Here is a 21,242-nt window from a genome sequence, read left to right as displayed (position 1 = left end):
GCTGAGAGCTATCGGCCGGCCGAGGACTGCCGGGCGGCCTCGCGCGCCTGGGCTGCGAAGTCGTCCCTTTGCTCCGCAACCCATCGCTGCGACGCGCGCCGGCTCTCCAGCGCACCGGTGAAGTACGGAGCCACGTAGCGGGCGAGCAGTTCGTAGCTGCGCTTGGTCTGCTCCCGCGTGGCCCAGTCCTGGGTGTTGACCAGCAGGGTTCCGAACCCTCCGCTCTCGTCGAGCATGCGCTGGATCGCCGCTATGGCATCGTCGACCGAGCCGATGATGGCGGTCCGCGTCTCGACCGCCACCTCGGCCTCGCGCCCCTCGGGCAGCTTCGCCTGAGCGCCGACCGTGTCCCGGACGTACTCCCGGAACCAGCGGGTCATGCCGTCCCGGACCTGGCTCAGGGCCTCCTCCCGTGTCTCCGCGACGTGCACGCAGATGGCGACCCGCCACTTCGAACGGTCCACGGTCTTGCCGTGCTTGGCCGCTTCGTCTTCCGCCGCCGCCCACAGCCGCGCCAGCGGCGGCTCCTCCATGCCGGGCCGCCCGGCGAAGGTCAGCGAGTCCAGCCCGTACCGGCCTGCCAGGCGCATGCCCCGCTCCGAGCCCGCGCCGGCCACGGCCATGTCGAAGCACGGCTTGGTGCAGGGCTTCAGGTGCGGGCGTGCGTCGCGCAGTTCGAACCAGTCGGTCTTGGCCGTCACTGGCTCGTCCCCGTGCAGCAGCCGCACCAGGGCGTCGAGCGACTCGGCCATCATCCGCCGCTGGTCGCCCGCGGCGATGCCCATCATGTGGGCGTCCGCCGGCGAGACCCCGGCGCCCATGCCGAACATGGCGCGCCCCCGGCTCTGGTGGTCCAGTTGCACGATGCGGTTGGCGGTGGTGAGGGGGTGGTGGTACGGCAGGCTGACGACGCCGGTGCCCAGCTTGATCCGGCGGGTCCGTTCGGCCGCGGCGGCCAGGAAGAGTTCCGGTGAGCTGACGGTGGACCAGCCGCCGGAGTGGTGCTCGCCCACCCAGGCCTCGTCCATGCCGAGCACGTCCAGCCAGTCGATGAGGTCCAGGTCGCGCCAGAAGGCGGTGGTGGGGTCCTCGTCGAGCGAATGGAAAGGCGGGATGAAAGCGCCGAAGCGGAGAGTCATCGCTGGCTTCCTTCGTTGTCGTGTCGTGACTGCGGGCGGGAGTCGTCGAGCCAGGTGGTCAGTTCGTCCGCCAGGCGGCGCAGTTGGGGTTGCTGCATGACGGTGTAGTGGTCGCCGGGCAGGTCGACGACCTGCGTGTCGCTGGGGAAGTGGGCCTGCCAGGCGGCCGCCACCGCGTCCGGGGCGCCTTCTCGCGCCCGGAAGAAGCGGACCGGGCCCGCGTAAGGCTGCGGCTCGTAGGACAGCAGGGCCCGGAAGTTGCGTGCGAACCGGTCGAAGATGGCGCCGAGGGTCCCGGCGTCCAGGTCAGGCGGCAGTACCGATCGCCGGCGGGCCTCGGTGTGGAGCACGCCCAGCGCGTCGGGCAGGGCACCGGCCCCGCGGAAGGTGTCCGGCTCGGGCGCCCAGGATTCGCCGGCGAGACCTGCGAGGTCACGGGCGAACCAGGACAGCAGGACGGCGTCGTCGACGTGCGCGTGGTCCGCCGGCCCCGGCGGTTCCAGCAGGTCGACGACCGCGAGGCTCTCCACGGTGCGTCCGGCCCGGGTGAGCTGCTGGGCGATCTCCAGGGCCACCACACCGCCCATGGACCAGCCACCCAGTCGCAACGGGCCGTCGGGGCTTGCCTCCGTGATGGCCCCGGCGTAGTGGGCGGCCAGTTCGGCGACCGTCGTCAGCTCGGGGCCGTCCGGCACCTGGAGGGCGTAGAACGGCTGCTCCTCGCCGAGCAGCGACGCGAGTTCGGCGTAGCAGAGCACGTCGCCGCCCACGGGGTGCACGAAGAACAGCGGGGGCCTGTTGCCGTCGGTGCGGACCGGGACGAGCGCCGTGCGCTTCAGGCCGCTGCCGGCGTCCCGGACGGCCTCCGCGAGCGAGGCGATCGTCGGCTGTGCGAACAGGGTGGACAGGGGCAGCGAGCAGTGCAGGCGCGCGCTTATCCCGGCCATGAGACGGACGGCGAGCAGCGAGTTGCCGCCGAGCGCGAAGAAGTCGGTATGCACGCCGACATGGGCGTCGGGGAAGAACTCGGCCCAGATGGCGGCGAGTTCCGCCTCGACCTCGTCGCGAGGAGCGACCGCGGCACCGTCGTCGTCCGCGTAGGTGCCGGGTACCGGCAGTGCCGTCCGGTCGACCTTTCCGTTGGCGGTCAGAGGCAGCGCGTCCATCAGGAGGACGTGGTGCGGCACCATGTACGCGGGCAGCGTCTTGCCCAGTGCCTCGCGCAGTCGCTCGGGCGCGCCCGCGGGATCGTGCCCCTCGTCCAGCACGGCGTACGCGACGAGTTGCTTGGCTCCCTGCCTCTCGCCCACGGCGGACACCACCGAGGCCCGCACGCCGGCGCACTGTGCGAGGGCCGCCTCGATCTCTCCCAGCTCGATCCGGTAGCCCTGGACCTTCACCTGGAAGTCCTCGCGGCCCAGGAACTCGATGCTCCCGTCGGGCAGGTAGCGGCCGAGGTCACCGGTCCGGTAGAGCCGTTCCCCGGTGGACGGATGGCGCAGGAAGGCGGCCCGGGTCTTGGCCTCGTCGCCGAGGTAGCCGCGGGCGAGTCCAGCGCCGCCGATGCAGAGCCGGCCGGGCACCCACACGGGGCAGGGCTGCATCGCGTCGTTCAGCACATGGAACTGCTGGCTGCGCATCGGCGTGCCGTACGGGATGCTCGCCCAGTCGGGATCGACGTCGCCGATGGGGTGAAGGATCGACCAGATCGACGCCTCGGTGGCTCCGCCCAGGCTCCACACGGCCGCGTCGGGCACCAGTGCCCGGATGCGGTCGGGGAGGGTGACCGGGATCCAGTCGCCGCTCATCATCACCGTCCGCAGCGGGAGAGTGCCGGCCAGGCCCTCGCCGAGGGCGTGTTCGGTGAACATCTCCATCAGCGTGGGCACGCTGTTCCACAGCGTGACGCCGTGCTCGGTGACGAGGTGCGCCCAGCGCGCCGGTTCCCGCTGTGCGCCCGGCTCCGGCAGTACGATCGCGCCGCCGGCGGCCAGGACGCCGAAGACGTCGTAGACGGAGAGGTCGAAGTTGAGTGCGGACAGGGCGAGCACCCGGTCGTCCTCGGTGATGCCGAAGCGCTCGTTGATGTCGAGGCAGGTGTTCAGGGCACCGGTGTGCTCGATCATCACGCCCTTCGGCGTGCCGGTGGACCCGGAGGTGAAGATGACGTACGCCAGGTCGTCGGGGCGGGCCGGGGACGGCGTCAGCGGTGCGGCGTCCGGCGCTTCGGCGGTGGTCGTGTCGACGCTGAGCCGCACGGTACCGTCCGGCCAGGCGATGCGCTCCTCCACGCGGGCCTGTGTCAGGACGAGTGAGATGCCGGCCTTCTCCATGAGCAGCCGCAGCCGTTCGGGCGGGACGGCCGCGTCGATGGGCACGTAGGCCGCTCCGGACTTCAGCACGCCGATCGTCGCGGCGACCTGCTCCCAGCCTTTCTCCATCACGACGCCGACCAAGCTGCCCGGCTGTGCTCCGTGTTCGCGCAGCCGGCGGCCCAGCCGGTCGGTGCGGGCGTCGAGTTCGCCGTACGTCAGGGTGCGGTCCGCCGCGATGACCGCGGTGCGGTCGGGGTGCGCCGCGGCACGCTCCGTGAACGGTTCGTGCAGCAGCCCGGCGGGCAGCGGCGCGGCCGTGGCGTTGACCTCGCGGCGCACGGCCAGGTCGGCGTCCGGCACCAGGACCGGGGCGGGGCGGTGCCAGGCCTGCGGGTCGTGGCAGAGGCCGCGCAGGAGGTCCACATAGGCCGCGAACATCGCGTCGATCATTCCCTCGGGGAAGATCTCCTCGACGACGTCCCAGTTCACCATCAGGGCGCCCGCGTCCTCGACGACCTGGTGGTCCAGCCACACCTGCGGAGTGCGGATGGAGGTGGAGACCTCACGGCCGGCGCTTCCGAGCGCGGTCAGGTGCTGGGCGAGGCCGGTGGCCGCCGCGGAGTCCTCCTTGGCGGCGAAGTTGACCGTGCTGGCGAAGACCACGGGCATGGAGGCCCGGCCGCCTCCGCCACGGGCCCGGTGCAGTTCGCGCAGGACCTCGACGCCGCTGACGTGGCTGTGCTCCAGGTCGTTCCACAACTGCTTCTGGATGCGGTCGGCGCGCACGGCGAAGCCGTCCAAGGCCGAACTGTCGATCTCCAGCAGGGTGGTGGCGCTGAAGTTGCCGACCACCTTGCCGACGTCCGGGTGCAACGGCAGCCGGTTGAAGAACAGCAGGTTGAGGGTGAACCGGCTGGACTTGCTCCATGCGGCCAGCACCTGGGCATAGGCGGTACACAGGGCCGCCGAGGGCGTGACGCCGAGAGCGGCCGCCTGCTGCTTGAACCGGGCCCAGTCCTCCGCCTCGATACGGTGCGAGCGGTGCGTGAACACGGGGCGGTCGAGCGAGGCCGGGTTCTTGGCGAGCGGCAGCTCGGGGGCGGGCGGCAGCGAGTCGACGCGCCCGCGCCAGTACTCCAGCGAGGCGGTGTGCAGGGGGGTGCCCTCGATGGAGCGGGCGGTGACGACGTAGTCCCGGTAGGTCAAGGGCAGTTCGGGAAGCGAGGCCGCTTCGCCGCGGTAGGCCGCCGCCCACTCGCTGAACAGCAGGGACGTGCTCCACGCATCGATGATCAGGGCGTCCAGGCCGATGTGCAGGCGGGTGTGCCGCTCGTCGAGCAACGTGGCCCGCACGTCGAACAGCGGCCAGCGCGTGGTGTCGAAGACCTGGTCGCGCACCTCCTCATGGAGGTCCCGCAGCAGCCGGTCCCGTTCGCCCTCGTCGCACGCGCGCAGATCCGTGGTCCGGATCTCGTACGGCGGGACATCGGCGAGCACCCGCTGGTGGCCGTCCTCGGTCATGACGGCCCGCAGCATGTCGTGGCGTGCGATCATCAGCCGCAGCGACTCGGTGAGGCGGGTGAGGTCCACGTCCTCCACGTCGACCTCGATGAAGAAGTACGTCGAGACATTGCCGAGTTCGAAGGCGCTGGACCGGCCCACCAGATAGGCCTGCTGGAGATCGGTCAGCGGAAACGGCTCGTGGCGTGCCTGGGCGTCGGGCAGGAAGACCGGCAGGGCGCCGCTCTCCACCCGGGACGCGCCGGCCGTGCCGGGCTCCTCGCCGGCGTCGTCGGCCCCGAGCAGGCCGAGGATCTCCGTGCCGAGCGTGTGCACGCTGCGGCCGTCGAGGAAGATCACGAGAGGCAGGGAGACGCCGAGCCGGGCGGCGAGGGTCTCTTTGACCTCCAGGGCCATGAGCGAGTCCAGGCCGAGGTTCTGCAGCGGCTCGTGGACATCCAGGCCGGCCCGGTCGCTGCCGAGGGCCGTGGCGACGGTGCGCGCCAGGAGGTCCCGCACGGCGTCGGGGTCACGCGGTGCCGGGACTGCGGCTGCCGGGGCCGCATCGGCGGGCCGCGCGGCGACGGCCCGGCGGGTGACGGCCGGGTCCTGGGGTTCCGCGCGCAGCAGCTGCTCGCGTTCGGCCCGTCGCAGGCACACCCCGTCCGCCTCGACCAGGGTGCGTCCCCGGTCGTCGTACAGCCGGGCCTCGGCCAGCAGCATCGTGGCCGGGCCGGAGGACGGAAGCAGCCGTACCCGGCAGTGAGTCGCGCCGCCGGCGGGACCGTGCAGCAGGAAGCGGTCGATACTGACGAGCATGTACGTGGCGTCCGGCGGGCCGTCCGGGGGCAGGCACGCGAACAGGGTCTGGAACAGCGCGTCGGTGAGGCCCGGGTGCAGCAGGTAGGTGCCGCTCTCCTCGGGGCGCGCCGGGCGCATCCGGGCCAGCGCCTCGCCCTCGCCCGCGTGGATGTGCTCGACCCACTGCGCGGAGGGCCCGAGGTACAGCTTCCGCCGCCACATGCCGCGGTGGAACTCGTCGCCGGAGATCTTCGTGGTGAGCCGGGCCCGCAGGGCGTCGAGGTCCTCGGCCGACGGGGCCGCGGAGGACGGGCCGACCCGGCCCTGTGCGTGCAGGGTCCAGCGCGGTGCGCCCTGGTCGTCGTGGTCGCCCGGGCGGGCGGCGAAGTAGCGGAAGGCGCCGCGCCCCGGGCCCGCCGTCGACTCGTCGACCAGGAGCTGCACCTCGGCGCGGTCGCCCGGGTCGAGGACCATGCTCTGCAGGACTGTGCAGTCCTCGACCAGGACCGGGCCGGCGCCGTACAGCTCCCGGCTCGCCTCCAGGGCGGTCTCCAGGTAGACCCCGATGTTGACCACCGGCAGCCCGTCCATGACGCAGTCGCCCAGGCAGGGATGCGCCTCGGCGCCGACCGTGGCGGCGAACTGCGCGGTGGGAAGCGGAGAGGCGACCCGCGCGCCGAGCAGCGTACGGGACAGCCCGCCCGCGGGTGCCGTTTCGGCGGTGGCTTCGGGCCGGGCGCTGGGCCGGAACCAGTGGCGGGCCCGCTGAAAGGCGTACGTGGGCAGTTCGGTGCGACGGCGGCCACGGCCGGCGTCGTACCGCTCCCAGTCGACGGCCACGCCCCGCGTGTAGAGGGCGCCCAGGCTGTCCAGGAGAACCTGCCAGTCGTCGCGGCGGGGGCGCAGGGACGGCAGGAACACCGGCTGCTCGTCGGGCTCCGGCTGCTCTCCCGGCCCCGCGTCGGCCGTGAGGGACCGCTTGGCCAGCCCCGTCAGCGTGGGAGCGGGTCCCACCTCGAGGAAGACGCGGTACCCCTCCCGGTACAGCGTGGTCATGCCCTCGTGGAACCGTACGGCCTCGCGGGCGTGCTCGCGCAGAGAGCGGGCGGTGAACGCCCCCTCTCCGGTCAGGATCTCTCCGGTGAGGTTGGAGACGACGGGGATCCTGGGCGCCCGGAACGTCACACCGGCGGCCTCGCGTTCGAACGCGTCGAGCGCGGGATCCATCAGCGGTGAGTGGAAGGCGCGCGTCACGGTCATCCGCTTGGCGCGCACCCCCTGCTCGGACAGCTCGGCGAGGACGGCGTCCAGGGCGCTCTCGCTGCCCGACAGGACGATGTTCTCCGGGCCGTTGACCGCCGCGACGGACAGCTCGGCGGCATGGCGCTCGAGCAGCGCCGCGACGCGGTCCTCGGACGCGAAGACCGCGGCCATGGCGCCCCCGTCGGTGAGGTCGTGCATGAGCCGCCCGCGCCGCGCGACGAGCCGCAGGCCGTCGGCGAGGTCCATCGCTCCCGCCACGCAGGCCGCCACCAGCTCGCCGACGCTGTGCCCCAGCACGGCCGCGGGCTCCACGCCCCAGGACCGCCACAGTTGGGCGAGCGCGTACTCGACGGCGAACAGGGCCGGCTGCGTCCATGAGGTGTCGTGGAGGAGCGCGGCGTCCTCGGGCGCGGGGTCGAGGACGGTCGTCAGCGGGCGTCCGGTCAGCGGGCGCAGCACCTCGTCGCACGCATCGAGGACCTGGCGGAACACGGGCTCCGTGGCGTAGAGGGCGCGGGCCATGCCGGGGTACTGCGCTCCCTGGCCGGTGAACAGGAACACGACCTGCGGGCGGGTGCCGGCCCTCGCGTGGCCCCGGTGGCTGCCGGCGGGCCGCCCGCCCTCGGCGTGCTCGGCCAGCCGCCGCCCCATCTCGGTGGCGGAGGAGGCCGTCACGGCCAGCCGGTGGGCGAAGTGGGACCGGCCGGTGGCGGCGGTGAAGCAGATGTCGCCGAGTTCGGCGTCCGTCGCCGCGGCGAGCCGGTCGCGGTACCGCCCGGCAAGGGCGGTGAGCGCCTCGGGGTTCTTCGCGGACAGTGTCAGCAGGTGTGCGGTGCGCTCCGGGGCGGTGACGTCGGGGCCGGCTTCCGCGGGGGCCTCCTCGACGATCAGATGCGCGTTGGTTCCGCTGGCGCCGAACGAGCTGACACCGGCGATCCGGGGCGCGGCTCCGCGCGGCCAGGGCCGGCCTTCGGCCGGGATCTCGACGGCGAGGTCCTCGATGCCTATCTCCGGATTGACCTCGGACAGGTGGAGGTGCGGGGGTATGCGCTCGTGCTGGAGGGACAGGATGACCTTGATCAGCCCGGCGACACCGGCGGCCGGTTCCAGGTGGCCGACGTTGGTCTTGACCGACCCCACGAGCAGCGGACCCGCCTCCCCGCGCCCGCCGAGCACGGCGTCCAGGGCACGTAGCTCCAGCGGGTCGCCGAGAGGCGTGCCCGTGCCGTGCGCCTCGACGTAGCCGACCTGGGCCGGTTCGACGGACGCCGACTGCAGGGCCTGACGGATCACTGCTTGTTGCGCGGCGGAGTTCGGGACGGTGACGCCGCTGCTGCGTCCGTCCTGGTTGACGGCGGAGCCCCGGATCACGGCGAGGATCCGGTCCCCGGCCGCGCGGGCGTCGGACAGCCGCTTCAGTACGACGATGCCGCAGCCCTCACTGCGTACGTAGCCGTCCGCGCTCGCGTCGAACGTCTTGCACCGGCCGTCCGCCGCGAGCATGTGCGCTTTGGAGGCGACGACGAACCACTCCGGCGCCAGCAGCACGTTCACGCCGCCGGCCAGGGCCAGGCCGGTCTCCCCCGAGCGCAGGCTCCGGCATGCCAGATGCACGCCGACCAGGGAGGAGGAGCAGGCGGTGTCGACGGACAGGCTGGGGCCGTTCAGGCCGAGCCAGTACGACAGTCGGCCGGCCGCGAAGGTGGAGGCGTTCCCGGTGAGGCTGTAGGCGGTCAGGTCGGCCGGGTCGACCTGCTGCATCTGCGCCTGCAGGTAGTCGTAGGTGGTGACCCCGAAGTAGACGCCGGTGTCGGAGCCCCGTAGTCCGTCGGGTGACTGTCCCGCGTGTTCGAGGGCCTCCCAGCCGACCTCCAGCAGCAGGCGCTGCTGCGGGTCGAGGGCGGCCGCCTCGCGGGGGGAGATCCCGAAGAACCCGGCATCGAACCGGTCGACGTCGTCCAGGAATCCACCGCGCCGGGTGGACATCTTGCCGGGCGCGTCCGGGTCGGGGTCGTAGAAGCGGTCGACGTCCCAGCGCGTGGCCGGTATCTCGCCGATCCCGTCCCCGCCGCGGTCCAGGAACTCCCAGAACGCCTCAGGGCTGTCGGCGCCGCCCGGCATGCGGCAGGCCATACCGACGACGGCGATGGGCTCCGTTCCGGCGTTCTGCACCGCGTCGAGTTCGGCGCGCAGCCTGCGGATCTCCTTCAGGCTCTGGGCGAGGACTGCTTGGCGTTCAGGGCCGTTGCCGGTCATCGGGAACCTCCTGCGGTACGGGTCGAGGAGCGGACTTCTTCGGCCAGCAGAGCCAGGAGTTCCTCCTCGGTGAGGTCGTCGGTCGTCTCGTCCACCGGGGCCTGGGCGGGCTCCTCGGGTGGGACCGTGGGTGCCGGCGCGGGTGCCTCGGTCTCCGGTGGAGCCGGCCGGGGACCGGGCGCGGCGGGTTGCCGCTCGGTGAGGCCCAGCAGATGGGCGGAGAGCTCCTCGACCGACGGGTGCTCGAACATCACGGGTGCGGGCAGCTTGCGCCCGAGCCCTGCCTCCAGCAGTACGCGGACCCGGGCGGCGAGCATCGAATCCATGCCCATCTGAAAGAACCCGGCGCCGGGATCGACGCGTTCCGGTGCCATCTCCAGCACGTCGGCCACGGCACGCAGCACGAACCTCCGGATCATGCCATGGCGTTCGGCCATGGCCACGGATGCCGGCCGGTCGTGCGGCTCGCTCCGCGCGCCGCCGGCCTTCGGTGATCCGGCCGGTGCCGGTGCGGGTTCCGGCGCCGGGGCGGCGGTGGGTTCCGGGCGCCGTACGCCGGTCGCGGCACGGCGTGCCGCCTCGGCGTCGCGGAACCAGAAGTGCTCGTGCCGCCAGGTGTAGGCGGGCAGCGGCACGGGGCGGGCGTCGGCGGGCAGCAGCGTGTCCGCACCGGCCGCCGGCAGGCCGTGTGCGTGCAGGGCGCCGAGGATTTCGAGCATGCCGTGCGTCTCGGGCGCGTCACGTCGCATCGCCGGCAGGGCGAGCCCGTCCCGTTCACTGAACTCGAAGCCCTGCTCGATCGCGGACAGCAGCACCGGGTGAGGGCTCATCTCGACGAACACCCCGTTGTCCCGGGCGATGAGCGACTGCACGGCGTCCCAGAACAGTACGGGCTCGCGCAGGTTGCGCATCCAGTAATCGGCGTCGAAGTCCGAGCCGTCGGTCGGTTCGCCGGTGACCGTCGACAGGATGGGGATGCGGGACGGCCGGGGTGACAGTCCGACGAGGTCGGCGAGGAGTTCGTCGCGCAGCGGGTCCACCTGGGGGCTGTGCGAGGCGACGTCGACCTTCACCGGGCGGCAGAACACATTGCGGGCGCGCAACGTCTCGGACAGGTCGACCAGGGTGCGCGGATCGCCCGACAGCACCGTGGAGGTGGGGCTGTTGGCGACCGCGACGGACACCTTGTCCCGGCAGTCCTCGATGAGCCGGTCCGCCTGGTCCAGGGGGAGCGCCACGACGAGCATCGCGCCCTGGCAGCTGATGCGGCGGAGCAGGGCGCTGCGCCGGCAGATGACCCGGGCGGCGTCGTCCAGGGTGAGCGCCCCGGCGATGTGCGCGGCGGCCACCTCGCCCATGCTGTGGCCGACCACGGCATCCGGTGCGACGCCGAAGGAGCGGCTGCGGGCGGTGAGGCCGACGGCGAGGGCGAACAGGGCGGGCTGGATCAGGTCGATGCGGTCGAGTGCGGCGTCGGGCTCCAGGCGCATGACGTGGTCGACGACCGAGCGCCCGCCGAGGAAGGGCCGCATCGCGTCGTCGCACTCCCCGACCGCCTTGCGGAACACCGGGCAGGCGTCCAGCAGTTCCCGGCCCATGCCGGCCCGCTGGGAGCCCTGCCCCGGGTAGACGAACACGAGGCCGTCGGCCACGCTGCCGTTCGCCCGGCCGGTGACCACGCCGGTCGCCTCCTCCCCGTCCAGCCACCTGGTGAGCCGGTCCGCCGCCTCCTCGTGCGATCCGGCAACGACGGCCAGCCGGTGCTCGTGGCGGGTGCGGCGGGCCGTCGCCGTGTGGACGATGTCGTCGAAGCGCTGGGCGCGCCCCTTGGCGGAGCGCAGGTGGTCGCGGTAGGCGCGGGCCAGGGGGGCGAGTGCGTCGCCGGTGGCCGCGGAGACCGGCAGCAGCCAGGGGCCGTCCCCGCTCGGGGGCCGCTCGTCCGCGCGCCCGGTGTCCGCCGGTGCGGGGCCGAGGATCACGTGGGCGTTGGTGCCGCCGGCACCGAAGGAGCTGACGGCCGCGTGCCGCCGCTCGTCGGGCACGTCCCACGGACGCAGGGAGGTCGGTACGACCAGCCGGGTCCCGTCGAGGTCGATATGCGGGTTGAGGGTCGTGAGATGCAGGTGGGGGGTGAGGGTGCGGTGGTGGATGCTCAGCGCCGACCGGATCAGTCCGGCCATGCCGGCCCCGGCCTCGAGGTGGCCGATGTTCGTCTTGACCGAGCCGAGCGCGCACACGTCGCCCTCGGACGCGGGCTGTCCGTAGACGGCGCTCAGCGCCTCCACCTCGATGGGATCGCCGAGTTCGGTGCCTGTGCCGTGCGCCTCCAGCAACGTCACCTGGGAGGGTTCGAGGTGGGCGTTGTGCAGGGCCTGCCGGATCACACTCTGCTGGGACAGCCCGTTGGGGGCGGTCAGCCCGTTGGTCAGGCCGTCCTGGTTGACGGCGGAGCCTCGGATCACCGCCCAGATCCGGTCGCCGTCAGCCACGGCGTCGGAGAGGCGTTTGAGGACGAGCACGCCGATTCCCTCGCCGCGGGCGTAGCCGTTCGCGTCCGCGTCGAAGGTCTTGCAGCGGCCGTCGGGGGCCAGCGGCAGCCCCTTGGCGTGGGCCTCGGCCAGCCTGGGCGAGAGGATCAGGTTCAGGCCGCCGACGACGGCCGTGTCGCAGTCCTTGGTGCGCAGGCTTTGGGCGGCGAGGTGCACGGCCACGAGCGAGGAGGAGCACGCGGTGTCCACGGTCATGCTGGGGCCGCGCAGGTCGAGCACGTACGACAGCCGGTTGGCGATGATGCAGTTCGTGCCGCCCACCACGGTGTAGGTGTCGGCCGCGGCTCCTTCGAGTTGGAGCTGGAGGTAGTCCGTGGCGTTGGCGCCCACGAAGACACCGGTCCGGCTGCCCTGGAGTTTCTCCCGGATCAGTCCGGCGTCCTCCAGCGCCTCCCAGGCCACTTCGAGGAAGTGCCGTTGCTGGGGGTCCATGCGGGCCGCTTCGCGCGGCGATATGCGGAAGAAGTAGGGGTCGAACCGGTCGACGCCCTCGATGAAGCCACCGTGCGGCGGCGGCTTCCCGTCGGGCGGCCCGCCCGGTCCGTCCGCCCGGCGCAGCTCCCAGCGGTCCTCGGGCACCTCCCCGATGGTGTCGACGCCCTCGGACAGCACCTGCCAGAAGGCGTCAGGTGATGTCACCCCGCCCGGCAGCCGGCATCCCATGCCGACCACGGCGATCCCTTCCCGCTTCGCCCGCTCCAGCACATCGATCTGTCCGCGGAGCCGGCGGATGGCGGCGAGGGCCTTGGTGATGCTGCTGTCATCGGCGGCTGTGGCCGCGTACCGGTCCGTCGGGGTCCCGGATGTGCCGCGCATGCTAGATGGTCTCCATCCGCTCGTTGAGCTCGGCGAGTTCACGTTCGAGGAGTTCTTCGGGGCTCAGATCCCCGGCTTCGGCCCTGCCGCCGGCGCCCGCGCGCGGGGCCGGCGGGACCGGGGTCTTTGATGGCGCCGCGGACTCGTCGAGGGCCAGCCGCAGCTTTTCGGCCAGGAAGGGAGCGAGGTCGCGAATGGTCGGGTAGTTGTAGATGAGGGTGGCCGACAGCCGAACGCCGAAGGTCGCTTCCAGCCTGTTGCGCAGCTCCAGCGACATCAGGGAGTCGATCCCCAGGGACTTCAGCGGCCGGTCGGGATCCACCCTGCGCGCGGGGAGCTTCACGACACGGGCGACGTTCTCCCGCACCACCGACTCCAGTGCCGCGCGGCGCTCCGCCCCGTCCGCCAGCGCGGCGATGCGCTCGCGCAGGGCAGCCGGACCGTCCCCCCGGTTGCCGGACTGTGCCGGGCCGTCCCCGTCCGGTGGTGCGGACGGCGGCGTCGTGAGCACGGGTACGGACGCGAGCCGGACGATGCGCAACCCGGTGACCTCGGCGAGCAGAGTTCCGTCCGGGCCGTGGACCGAGACGTCGGCCTCCCACTGTCCGTCGCCCACGACCCGGCAGGTGGTGTGAGCCCACACCTCGCCGCGGACCGTGCCGTGGACGGCGACTCGGCCCATGCCCTCGCTCAGGAACCCGCCCTCCGCCGTCCAGTCGGCGCCGAGGAGCGGCGCCACCGCCGTCTGGAGGGCGGCGTCCAGCAGCGTGGGAGGCAGGACGTGTCCCGTGTCACGCCACTCCCGACCGTGCGGGCCGATCCTCGCGAGCGCCTCGCCCGCTCCGCGCGCGATGTGCCCGATGCCCTGGAAGGCGGGACCGTAGCCGAGGCCGCAAGCCGCCAACGCCCGGTAGTAGTCCGGTCCGTCGAGCGCGTCCGTCATCCGTGCGGCGAGAGAGCCGGCGTCGGCCGGCTCCGGGCCGGTGCCGTAGCCGGCCGCCGACAGCACGGCCTCGGCCACGCAGACGGGGCCGGTCTCCTCGGCGGCGAAGAAACGTAGTCGCGCCCGCTCTTCCCGGGACCCCTCCAGCACCGCCTGGACACGCGCGTGTCCCGCCTCGGGCAGTACCAGCGGCTGCTGGAAGAGCACGTCGGACAGCAGGTGCCGCTCGCCCGGCAGCACCTGGCGGGCCGCGGCGAGGGCCATGTCCACGAAGGCCGCGCCGGGGACGACGACCGCCCCGCCGATGCGGTGGTCTCCCAAGGCCGCGGTCGAGGTGTTCAGTTCCGTCTGCCAGTAGTGGGTGCCGGGCTGGATCGCCGAATCGATCCGCTCGCCGAGCAGCCCTTGCCGAGGGGCGAGCCCCGTACCGGCGGTCCTGCCGGTCTGCTCGTGCCAGTACCGCTCCCGCTGCCACGGGTAGTGCGGCAGCCGTCGGCTGGGGCGCGCGGGGGTCAGGACGCGCTCCAGGCGGACCGGGACGCCCAGCACGTGCAGCCGCCCCAGGGAGGCGAGCAGCGACTCCCGCGCGCTCTCATTCCTGCGCAGCGACGGCAGCACGGCCGGGCCGGCCACGCCCACGGAGGCGACCTGCTCAACGGCGGGGAGCAGGATGGGGTGTGGACTCATCTCGATGAACGCGTGCACGCCCTTCTGCAGCAGCCGGGCGACCTGGTCGCCGAAGAGGACGGGTTCGCGCAGATTGTCGGCCCAGTAGGCGTCGGTCATCTCCTCACCGCCGACGGCCTCGCCGGTGACGGTCGAGTACACCGGTATGGTCCCGCGACGGGGCGCCAGCCCCTCCAGAGCCGCCAGCAGATCCGGCCGCAGCGGGTCCATCTGCGGACTGTGGGAGGCGACGTCCACCTTCACCCAGCGGCAGAAGACGTCTTCCGCCTCCAACTGCCCGGCGATCTCGGCCAGTACGTCCCGGTCCCCGGAGAGCACCGTGGAGCGCGGGCTGTTGTTCACGGCGATGGACACGGCGTGCTCCCGGCCCGCCAGCACCTGTCGTGCCTCGTCCATGGTGAGTTCGACGGCGAGCATCGCGCCCTGCCCGCTGGCGCGGCGCAGCAGACGGCTACGCAGGCAGATGATCCGCGCCGCGTCCTCAAGGCTCAGCACTCCGGCGACGTGCGCGGCGGCGACCTCGCCCATGCTGTGTCCGATCACCGCGTCGGGCTCCACGCCCCAGGAGCGCCACAGCGCGGCGAGGGCCACCTCGACGGCGAACAGCACGGGCTGGACGACGTCGATGCGGTCGACCACCAGATCGGTGTCGCCGGCGGTCAGCTCGGCCTCGATGGACCAGTCCACGAAGGCGCGGGCTGCCGCGTCGCACTCCCGGACGGCCGCCTGGAAGACCGGTTCCCTCTGCATGAGTTCCCGGCCCATGCCGACCCACTGGGAGCCCTGGCCGGGAAAGACGAAGGCCACCTGGGGCCGCTTCTCGGCGGCCCGGCCGGAGACGTACAGCCCCGGGGGGTCCTCGCCGCGGGCGTGCGCGGCAAGCGCCTCGGCCAGCTCCTCCTCGTCCCGCGCCGAAAGCGCCAACCGGTAGGGGTGGTGGGCCCGCGGGAGGGCCGCCTGCGCCAGCGCCGGCAGAGCACTCGTCGGCTCACCGGCCGCATCCCCGCCCTCCGAGCCCGTCCCGGCAAGGCTCGCGGCGGTGCGCCCGGCCAGCTCACGCAGTGCCTCGGGCGACTTGGCGGACAGCGTGAACAGCTCCGCGACCGGCTCGTCCCGCACGCTCGGCAGCCGTACCTTCGTACCGAGCCGGGCAAGCGCGTCAAGGGTCTCGATCAGCCCCGTACGGTCGTCGTCGCCGCGGCGCATCGTAGTCATGACGGTCGCCGTGCGGCCGAAGTCGTCGACGCTCTGCTGGAGCGCCGGGGCAAGCACCGGGTTGGCGCTGATCTCCAGCAGGACGTCGAACTTCTCCCGCAGCAGATGTGCCGTGGCGTCGGCGAGCCGCACCTGTTCGCGCAGGTTCCGCGCGAAGTACGCGGGGCCCACCTCCCGCCAGTCCAAGGGCCGCCCGGTCACCGAGGAGATGACCGGGATACGGCCGGGCCGGCCGGCGATGCCCTCCAGAGCTTTCTCCAGGTCCGCCACAATGGGGTCGATCGCCGCGCTGTGGGCCGGCAGATCGACGCGGATCATGGCGCACAGCACGCCCTCCGCCTTCAGTGCGGCGACGATCTCCTCCAGCTCCGTGCGGCTGCCCGCCAGTGCCGTGGTGCGCGGCCCGTTGCGGGTCGCCACGCACACCGAGGAGTCCCGCCCGGCCAGGCGCTCCTCCAGTTCGCCGGCGGACAGCTCGACCACGGCCATGCCGCGGTCCGGACCGGCCACCCTGCGCTGCTGGTCGCTGTAGTGGTGGACCAGCCGTACGGCATCGGGTAGGTCGAGCACGCCGGCGATGACACACGCGGCGATCTCCCCGAGGCTGTGCCCGACCACGGCGCCGGGTCGCACCCCGGCGGCCTCCAGCCAGGTCGCCAGGGCCACCTGTACCGCGAAGACGACGGGCTGCATGACCCCGACGTCACCGGTGTGGGCCCGCGCCTCGTCCAGGAACAGCTCCTCGACGAGCGACCACCCGGTGTGGCCGGCGAGTTCGCGGTCGCATTCCTGCAGAACGGACCGGAAGACCGGCTCCGTGCGGTAAAGGTTGCGCGCCATGCCGACCCACTGCTGCCCGTACGGCGAGCAGACGAAGGCGATCCGGGGACGGCCGGGTATGCCCCGCGCGGCGCTGCCGGGCACCGTCGGCGGGGCAGGCTCCCGGTGGCCCTCGACCACCACGTGGACATTGGTGCCGCCCCAGCCGAAGGAGCTGACTCCTGCGTACAGCCCGCTGTCCTCGGGCCACGGCTCGGCTCTGGTGGGAACAGTCAGGCGCAGTTCGTCGAAGGGGATGTGCGGGCTCGGGGTCTCGAAGTGCAGGTTCCGCGGCACCCGCCGGTGCTTGAGCACCAGAGCGGTCTTGATCAAGCCGGCGATTCCCGCCGCCGCTTCGAGGTGTCCCATGTTGGTTTTGACTGATCCGATGCGGAGTGGCCGGTCCTCGGGCCGGCCCTTTCCCAGCACAGCGCCGAGGGCCATGGCCTCGATGGGGTCGCCGAGCGCGGTTCCGGTGCCGTGCGTTTCGACGTAGTGCACCTGTGGGTGGGCGATGCCGGCGTTGCGGTAGGCGGCGCGCAGCACGCTTTCCTGCGCCGCCGGATTGGGGGCGGTGAGTCCGTTGCTCAAGCCGTCGTTGTTGGCGGCGGAACCCCGAATCGTGCACCAGATGTGGTCCCCGTCCGCGAGAGCGCGCGACAGCGGTTTGAGGACGACGACTCCGCAGCCTTCGCCGCGGCCGAACCCGTCCGCCCTCGCGTCGAACGCCTTGCAGCGGCCGTCGGGTGACAGGCCGCCGAACCGGCTGAGGGACACCATGGTTTCAGGACTCAGCAGCAGATTGACCCCACCGGCGATGGCCATGGACGACTCGCCGCTCCGGATGCTCTGGCAGGCCAGATGTACGGCCAGCAAGGACGACGAACAGGCGGAGTCGAGGACCATGCTCGGGCCACGCAGCCCGAGCACGTAGGACAGCCGGTTGGCGATCATGTTCAGTGCCCGGTCTGTGGCGGAGTGCGAGGACAGGCCACCGGTATTTCCAAAGGCGAGGTCGGCGTAATCGTGCCAAATCGCTCCGGCGAACACGCCGGTGTCGCTGCCGGCCAAACTTCTCTCCGTGACACCCGCGTCCTCGAGCGCCTCCCAGGCGACTTCAAGGAAAAGTCGCTGCTGCGGGTCTATTTCCTGGGATTCCCTCGGGGAAATCCCGAAGAACAACGGGTCGAATTCATCGATCCGACCATCCAGGAAACCGGCTTCCGTCGCGGTCATGCCGCCGGAGACATCAGGATCTCCATAGCCCGGGGAATCTTTTTCCCACCGACCTTCCGGCACGTCCCGGACGGCGTCCACGCCCGCTTCCAGCAGGTTCCAGAACGCCGCGACACCATCCGCACCCGGAAAGCGGCATGCTATGCCCACGACGGCGACGGGCTCACCCGGACGGAGGTCCCCCCGGGCCGGGGAACGGATCGGCCCCTGCGGCCCCTCCGGGAGGGCGTCACCGGCCACCACTCGTTCCGCGAGGTCGCCAATGGTGGGGTTGGCCCACAGAAACGCTGGTGACCAGCGCTTTCCCGTGGCGCGAGAGAGCGCCGCCATGAGGCTGGTGGCCCGCATCGAATCCATCCCGAGGCGTGAGAAGAGCTCGTCCTCGAGAACGTCGCCGGCATCACGGCCCACCAGTGCGGCAACCTCGCGACGAAGCCAGGAAGAGACACCTTCGAGCGTTTCCAGATCAACACCGGCCGACGTTTTTTCGGCATCACCGAATGACACCACTGATCCCCCATCCTAACGATGCCGGGCGCCGATCGCCCGCATTAGGAAACAAACCGCGATCGCCGAACCTGATTAACAGTCAACGAGTCACGGAGAGGCAGCTCCTGCATCCCACCTGGCGCACCGAGAGAGCTGCTTGACGGCATGACACTATGGATTCGCGAGGGAGTAAGTCAAGCACTTTTACTCTTGGTCATGTTAATAAATTCGGAATGCCTAGCTCCGTCCGATTCACCCCTATTCGCACCGCGGAGCCGCAGCTTGAAAACTCCCCACCACTACACGCAGTGATGCGGAATTATGAAGTCCGTGTGTCGACTTCACCCAGGAGCGAGACACAAAGGTGCCCGCCGTTGTATACGGCGGGCACCCTGTGTTCTCGTCGTACGCGTGCAGGTGGTCCTCAGACACGTGCTCCCAGCGAGCCGGCGGCCTCGCCCGCGGTGGGCTTCGGTGCCGGCGGGACCGGCGGCTTCGGTGCCGTCTTCGGCAGCCAGCGCAGGGACACAGCGGCGGCGAGCAGCGCGACACCGGCAGTCACGAGCATGGTGATCTCCATGCCCGACAGGTAGTTGTCAACGGCCTTGCCGATCAGAGCAGGAGCCTGGTCACCGAGCTTTGCGGCCTTGACCGCGCGCAGGGTGCCGCCGATCGACCCGGCGGCCTCGTCGCGCAGGGCCTCCGGGAGCACGCCCACCGAGTCCTCCATCCCCGAGCGGTAGACCACACCGATGATGCTGCCGATGACCGCGACGCCCAGCGCACCGGCGACCTGGCGCATGGTCTGCGACACGGCCTGCCCCGCACCGGCCTTGACCGGAGGCACGACGGACATCAGGGACGCGGTGGCCGGCGCCATGATGCAGCCCCAGCCGAGACCGAAGATCAGCTGCGCGACGATCAGCAGCCAGGTGGGCGTGTCCGCGGTCAGCCGACTGCTGAGGATGAAGGACACAGCCATGACGCACGCGCCGGCGGCCACCACGGCGCGCGGCCCGAACCGCATCACGAGCTTGGGGCAGCGGGCGGACATGATCATGGAGCCGATGCCCGTGGGCAGCAGCAACAGACCGGCCTTCATCGGAGAGAAGCCGAGCACGGCCTGGTAGTAGAACTGCGTGACGAAGATCGCCCCGATGAGCGCGAAGAAGCAGAGCGCGATGGCTCCGGAACCCGCCGAGAACCGGGCACTGCGCAGCAGGCTGACGTCCAGGGACGGTGCCGCCATTCGCGACTCGATCACCACGAGGAGCACGAGCAGCACCAGACCGCCAATCAGCCCGCCCAGAGTGTCGGCAGCCAGCCAGTCGTTGTCCTCACCGCCCGTCACGATGCCGTAGACCAGGAGGCCGACGGCGGCGATGGACAGCAGCACGCCGAGCGGGTCGAACTTGGCGGGCGCGGGGTTCTTGGACTCGGGGACGAGCACCCCCATGAGAATCACGCCGGCGACGACCAGCGGGGCGTTGATGAGGAAGATCGACCCCCACCAGAACTGCTCGAGCAGCAGCCCGCCGAGCACCGGCCCCACGGCGAAGGCGACTCCTGCGGCCGAGGCCCAGGCCGCGATCGCCTTCGGCCGCTCCATGGGCGGGAAGACGTTCATGATGACGGCCAGCGTGACGGTCGGCACGACCGCCGCGCCCACGCCCATGACGCCACGCCACACGATGAGTTCCGTGACGGTGTCGGCGTACGCCCCCAGCACCGAGCCGGCACCGAACACCACCAGGCCGGCCATGAGCGTCCGCTTCCGTCCGAACCGGTCCGCGCACACGCCACCGGTGAAGAGGAAGGCCGCGAAGGTGATCAGATACGTGTCGAGCGACCACTGGAGCTCGGCGTTGGTCGCGTTCAGACTCTGCTGGATCGGGGTAAGCGCCACATTGATGATCGTCAGGTCCATGACCACGATCAGTACGGTGATGGCGAGCAGAGCCAGAATCGCCCGGCGGCGCCCGCTGCTCACTTCGGGATTCATACCTGTCCTTAATCGGATTGGGCGGGTTGCACTTGATGTCCGACATCTCTGACTTCACGGTGACGTGAGGACCGAGGCGGAGAGTCCGGAGAGGCGAACGGCCCGGCCAGATCCCTCGGGGGTCGACCTGGCCGGGTCGCTCAGTCAGGTATGGTCACTCAGCCCACGGAAGCGGGATCTTGTCCTCGCTCCCGGGCATCATCGCCTTGCCGCCGACGGCCATGGCGACCAGCGCCTCCGCCGGGCCGCCCACGGCCTTCAGCTGCCGCACGGCACCGGCGGGGATGATGACGGCCTGGCCGGCCTTGGCCTGCCCGGTCTCGCTCTCCACCTCGACCTCGAACTCGCCCGACAGGGGCATCCACACCTGTTCGCGGTCGATGATGTGTACCGGTGTAGCCGAGTCCGCCCCCAGTTCCACCCGCCACGTGCTGACCTCGGCACTCCCCTGGCTGGGGGCCGCCAGGCCGAACATCGAACCGGCAGGGGTCTTGGTCGTCCGCTGCTCGCTCTCGCTGACCGCGTTCATGACACCTCCTGTGTAAAGCATCTTTACTTGCAGCGAGTAAAGCGGCTTTATATCGGTGTGTCAAGATGGGCTGATGGAGACCCACGACCCCCTCGAGCAAACCGAGCTCACCTTCCTGCTCGGGATGGCCTTCCAGCTGGTCCTCTCCGAGTTCGTGAGCCGCCTTGACGCCGCGGGCTATGCCGACCTGCGCCCCATGCACGGCCTGGTCTTTCAGGTGCTGCACGGCTCCGGTGCGACCAGCAGTGAGCTGGCCGAGCAACTCGGGGTCACCAAACAGGCCGCCGGCCAGATCATCGACGACCTGGAGAGGCGGGGCTACGTGGAACGTCGGCCACACCCCGCCGGCGGTCGGCGCAAGCTCGTTGTTCTGACCGACAAGGCTCTGAAGCACCTCGCGGTGGCCGGGCAGATCCTGCACGAGCTGGAGGCGCAACTGACCAAGCAGCTCCACGAAGTCGGTCGACAAGTCCCGCGAGCTGAACTCGCGGCCGTCATCCGTACGTTGGCCGGTGGCTCGATCCCGCCGTTGCGCCCCGTCTGGTGAAACGGCACGGCGGTGTGGTGACGGGGCATGATCACGGCGACTTCAGCAGGCGAGGCAGGGGGCTGTGCGCCGGGCTCATGCGACGATCGCCGTCCGCGACACGGACGCGGACCGTCGACAGCCTCCCAGCCATCGA

The 21,242-nt window shown here is 71.5% G+C and carries 7 protein-coding genes; 1 reads left to right on the top strand and 6 read right to left on the bottom strand.

Translation table 11 applies throughout. The annotated features are described in order from the left end of the window. Nucleotides 1-8 precede the first annotated feature (8 nt). From IE225_RS00535 to IE225_RS00510, 6 genes are all read right to left on the bottom strand, one after another. Nucleotides 9-1,139 carry an LLM class flavin-dependent oxidoreductase gene (locus tag IE225_RS00535; protein WP_190055243.1) on the bottom strand — a complete coding sequence of 377 codons (1,131 nt, stop codon included), beginning with the start codon at nucleotides 1,137-1,139 and terminating at the stop codon, nucleotides 9-11. Continuing rightward, entirely contained in the window at nucleotides 1,136-9,274 is an 8,139-nt protein-coding gene (locus tag IE225_RS00530; protein ID WP_190055242.1) for a hybrid non-ribosomal peptide synthetase/type I polyketide synthase, read from the bottom strand. Before IE225_RS00530 ends, IE225_RS00535 begins: the two co-directional genes overlap by 4 nt. Then, entirely contained in the window at nucleotides 9,271-12,639 is a 3,369-nt protein-coding gene (locus IE225_RS00525) for a type I polyketide synthase (RefSeq protein ID WP_190055241.1), read from the bottom strand. Before IE225_RS00525 ends, IE225_RS00530 begins: the two co-directional genes overlap by 4 nt. Nucleotide 12,640: 1 nt before the next feature. Continuing rightward, nucleotides 12,641-17,950 (bottom strand): acyltransferase domain-containing protein, encoded by a 5,310-nt coding sequence (locus IE225_RS00520; protein WP_373303127.1) that lies wholly within the window; start codon nucleotides 17,948-17,950, stop codon nucleotides 12,641-12,643. A 502-nt stretch (nucleotides 17,951-18,452) separates the two neighbouring features. Further along, nucleotides 18,453-20,030, bottom strand: coding sequence for an MFS transporter (locus tag IE225_RS00515; RefSeq protein WP_190055239.1), 1,578 nt, complete (start codon nucleotides 20,028-20,030; stop codon nucleotides 18,453-18,455). Between the two features lie 154 nt (nucleotides 20,031-20,184). Continuing rightward, nucleotides 20,185-20,559: a cupin domain-containing protein gene (locus tag IE225_RS00510; RefSeq protein ID WP_190055238.1), complete on the bottom strand. Its 375-nt coding sequence runs from the start codon at nucleotides 20,557-20,559 to the stop codon at nucleotides 20,185-20,187. Between the two features lie 73 nt (nucleotides 20,560-20,632). On the opposite strand from IE225_RS00510, the gene IE225_RS00505 reads away from it, so the two are divergent. Further along, nucleotides 20,633-21,106, top strand: a complete 474-nt coding sequence (locus IE225_RS00505; protein WP_190055237.1) for a MarR family winged helix-turn-helix transcriptional regulator — start codon at nucleotides 20,633-20,635, stop codon at nucleotides 21,104-21,106. The last annotated feature ends 136 nt before the right edge of the window (nucleotides 21,107-21,242 follow it).

The sequence above is a fragment of the Streptomyces echinoruber genome (assembly GCF_014651135.1).
Lineage (GTDB): Bacteria > Actinomycetota > Actinomycetes > Streptomycetales > Streptomycetaceae > Streptomyces > Streptomyces echinoruber.
The sequence above is the reverse complement of the archived record's forward strand: the minus strand, read 5'-3'. Positions and strand labels throughout refer to the sequence as shown.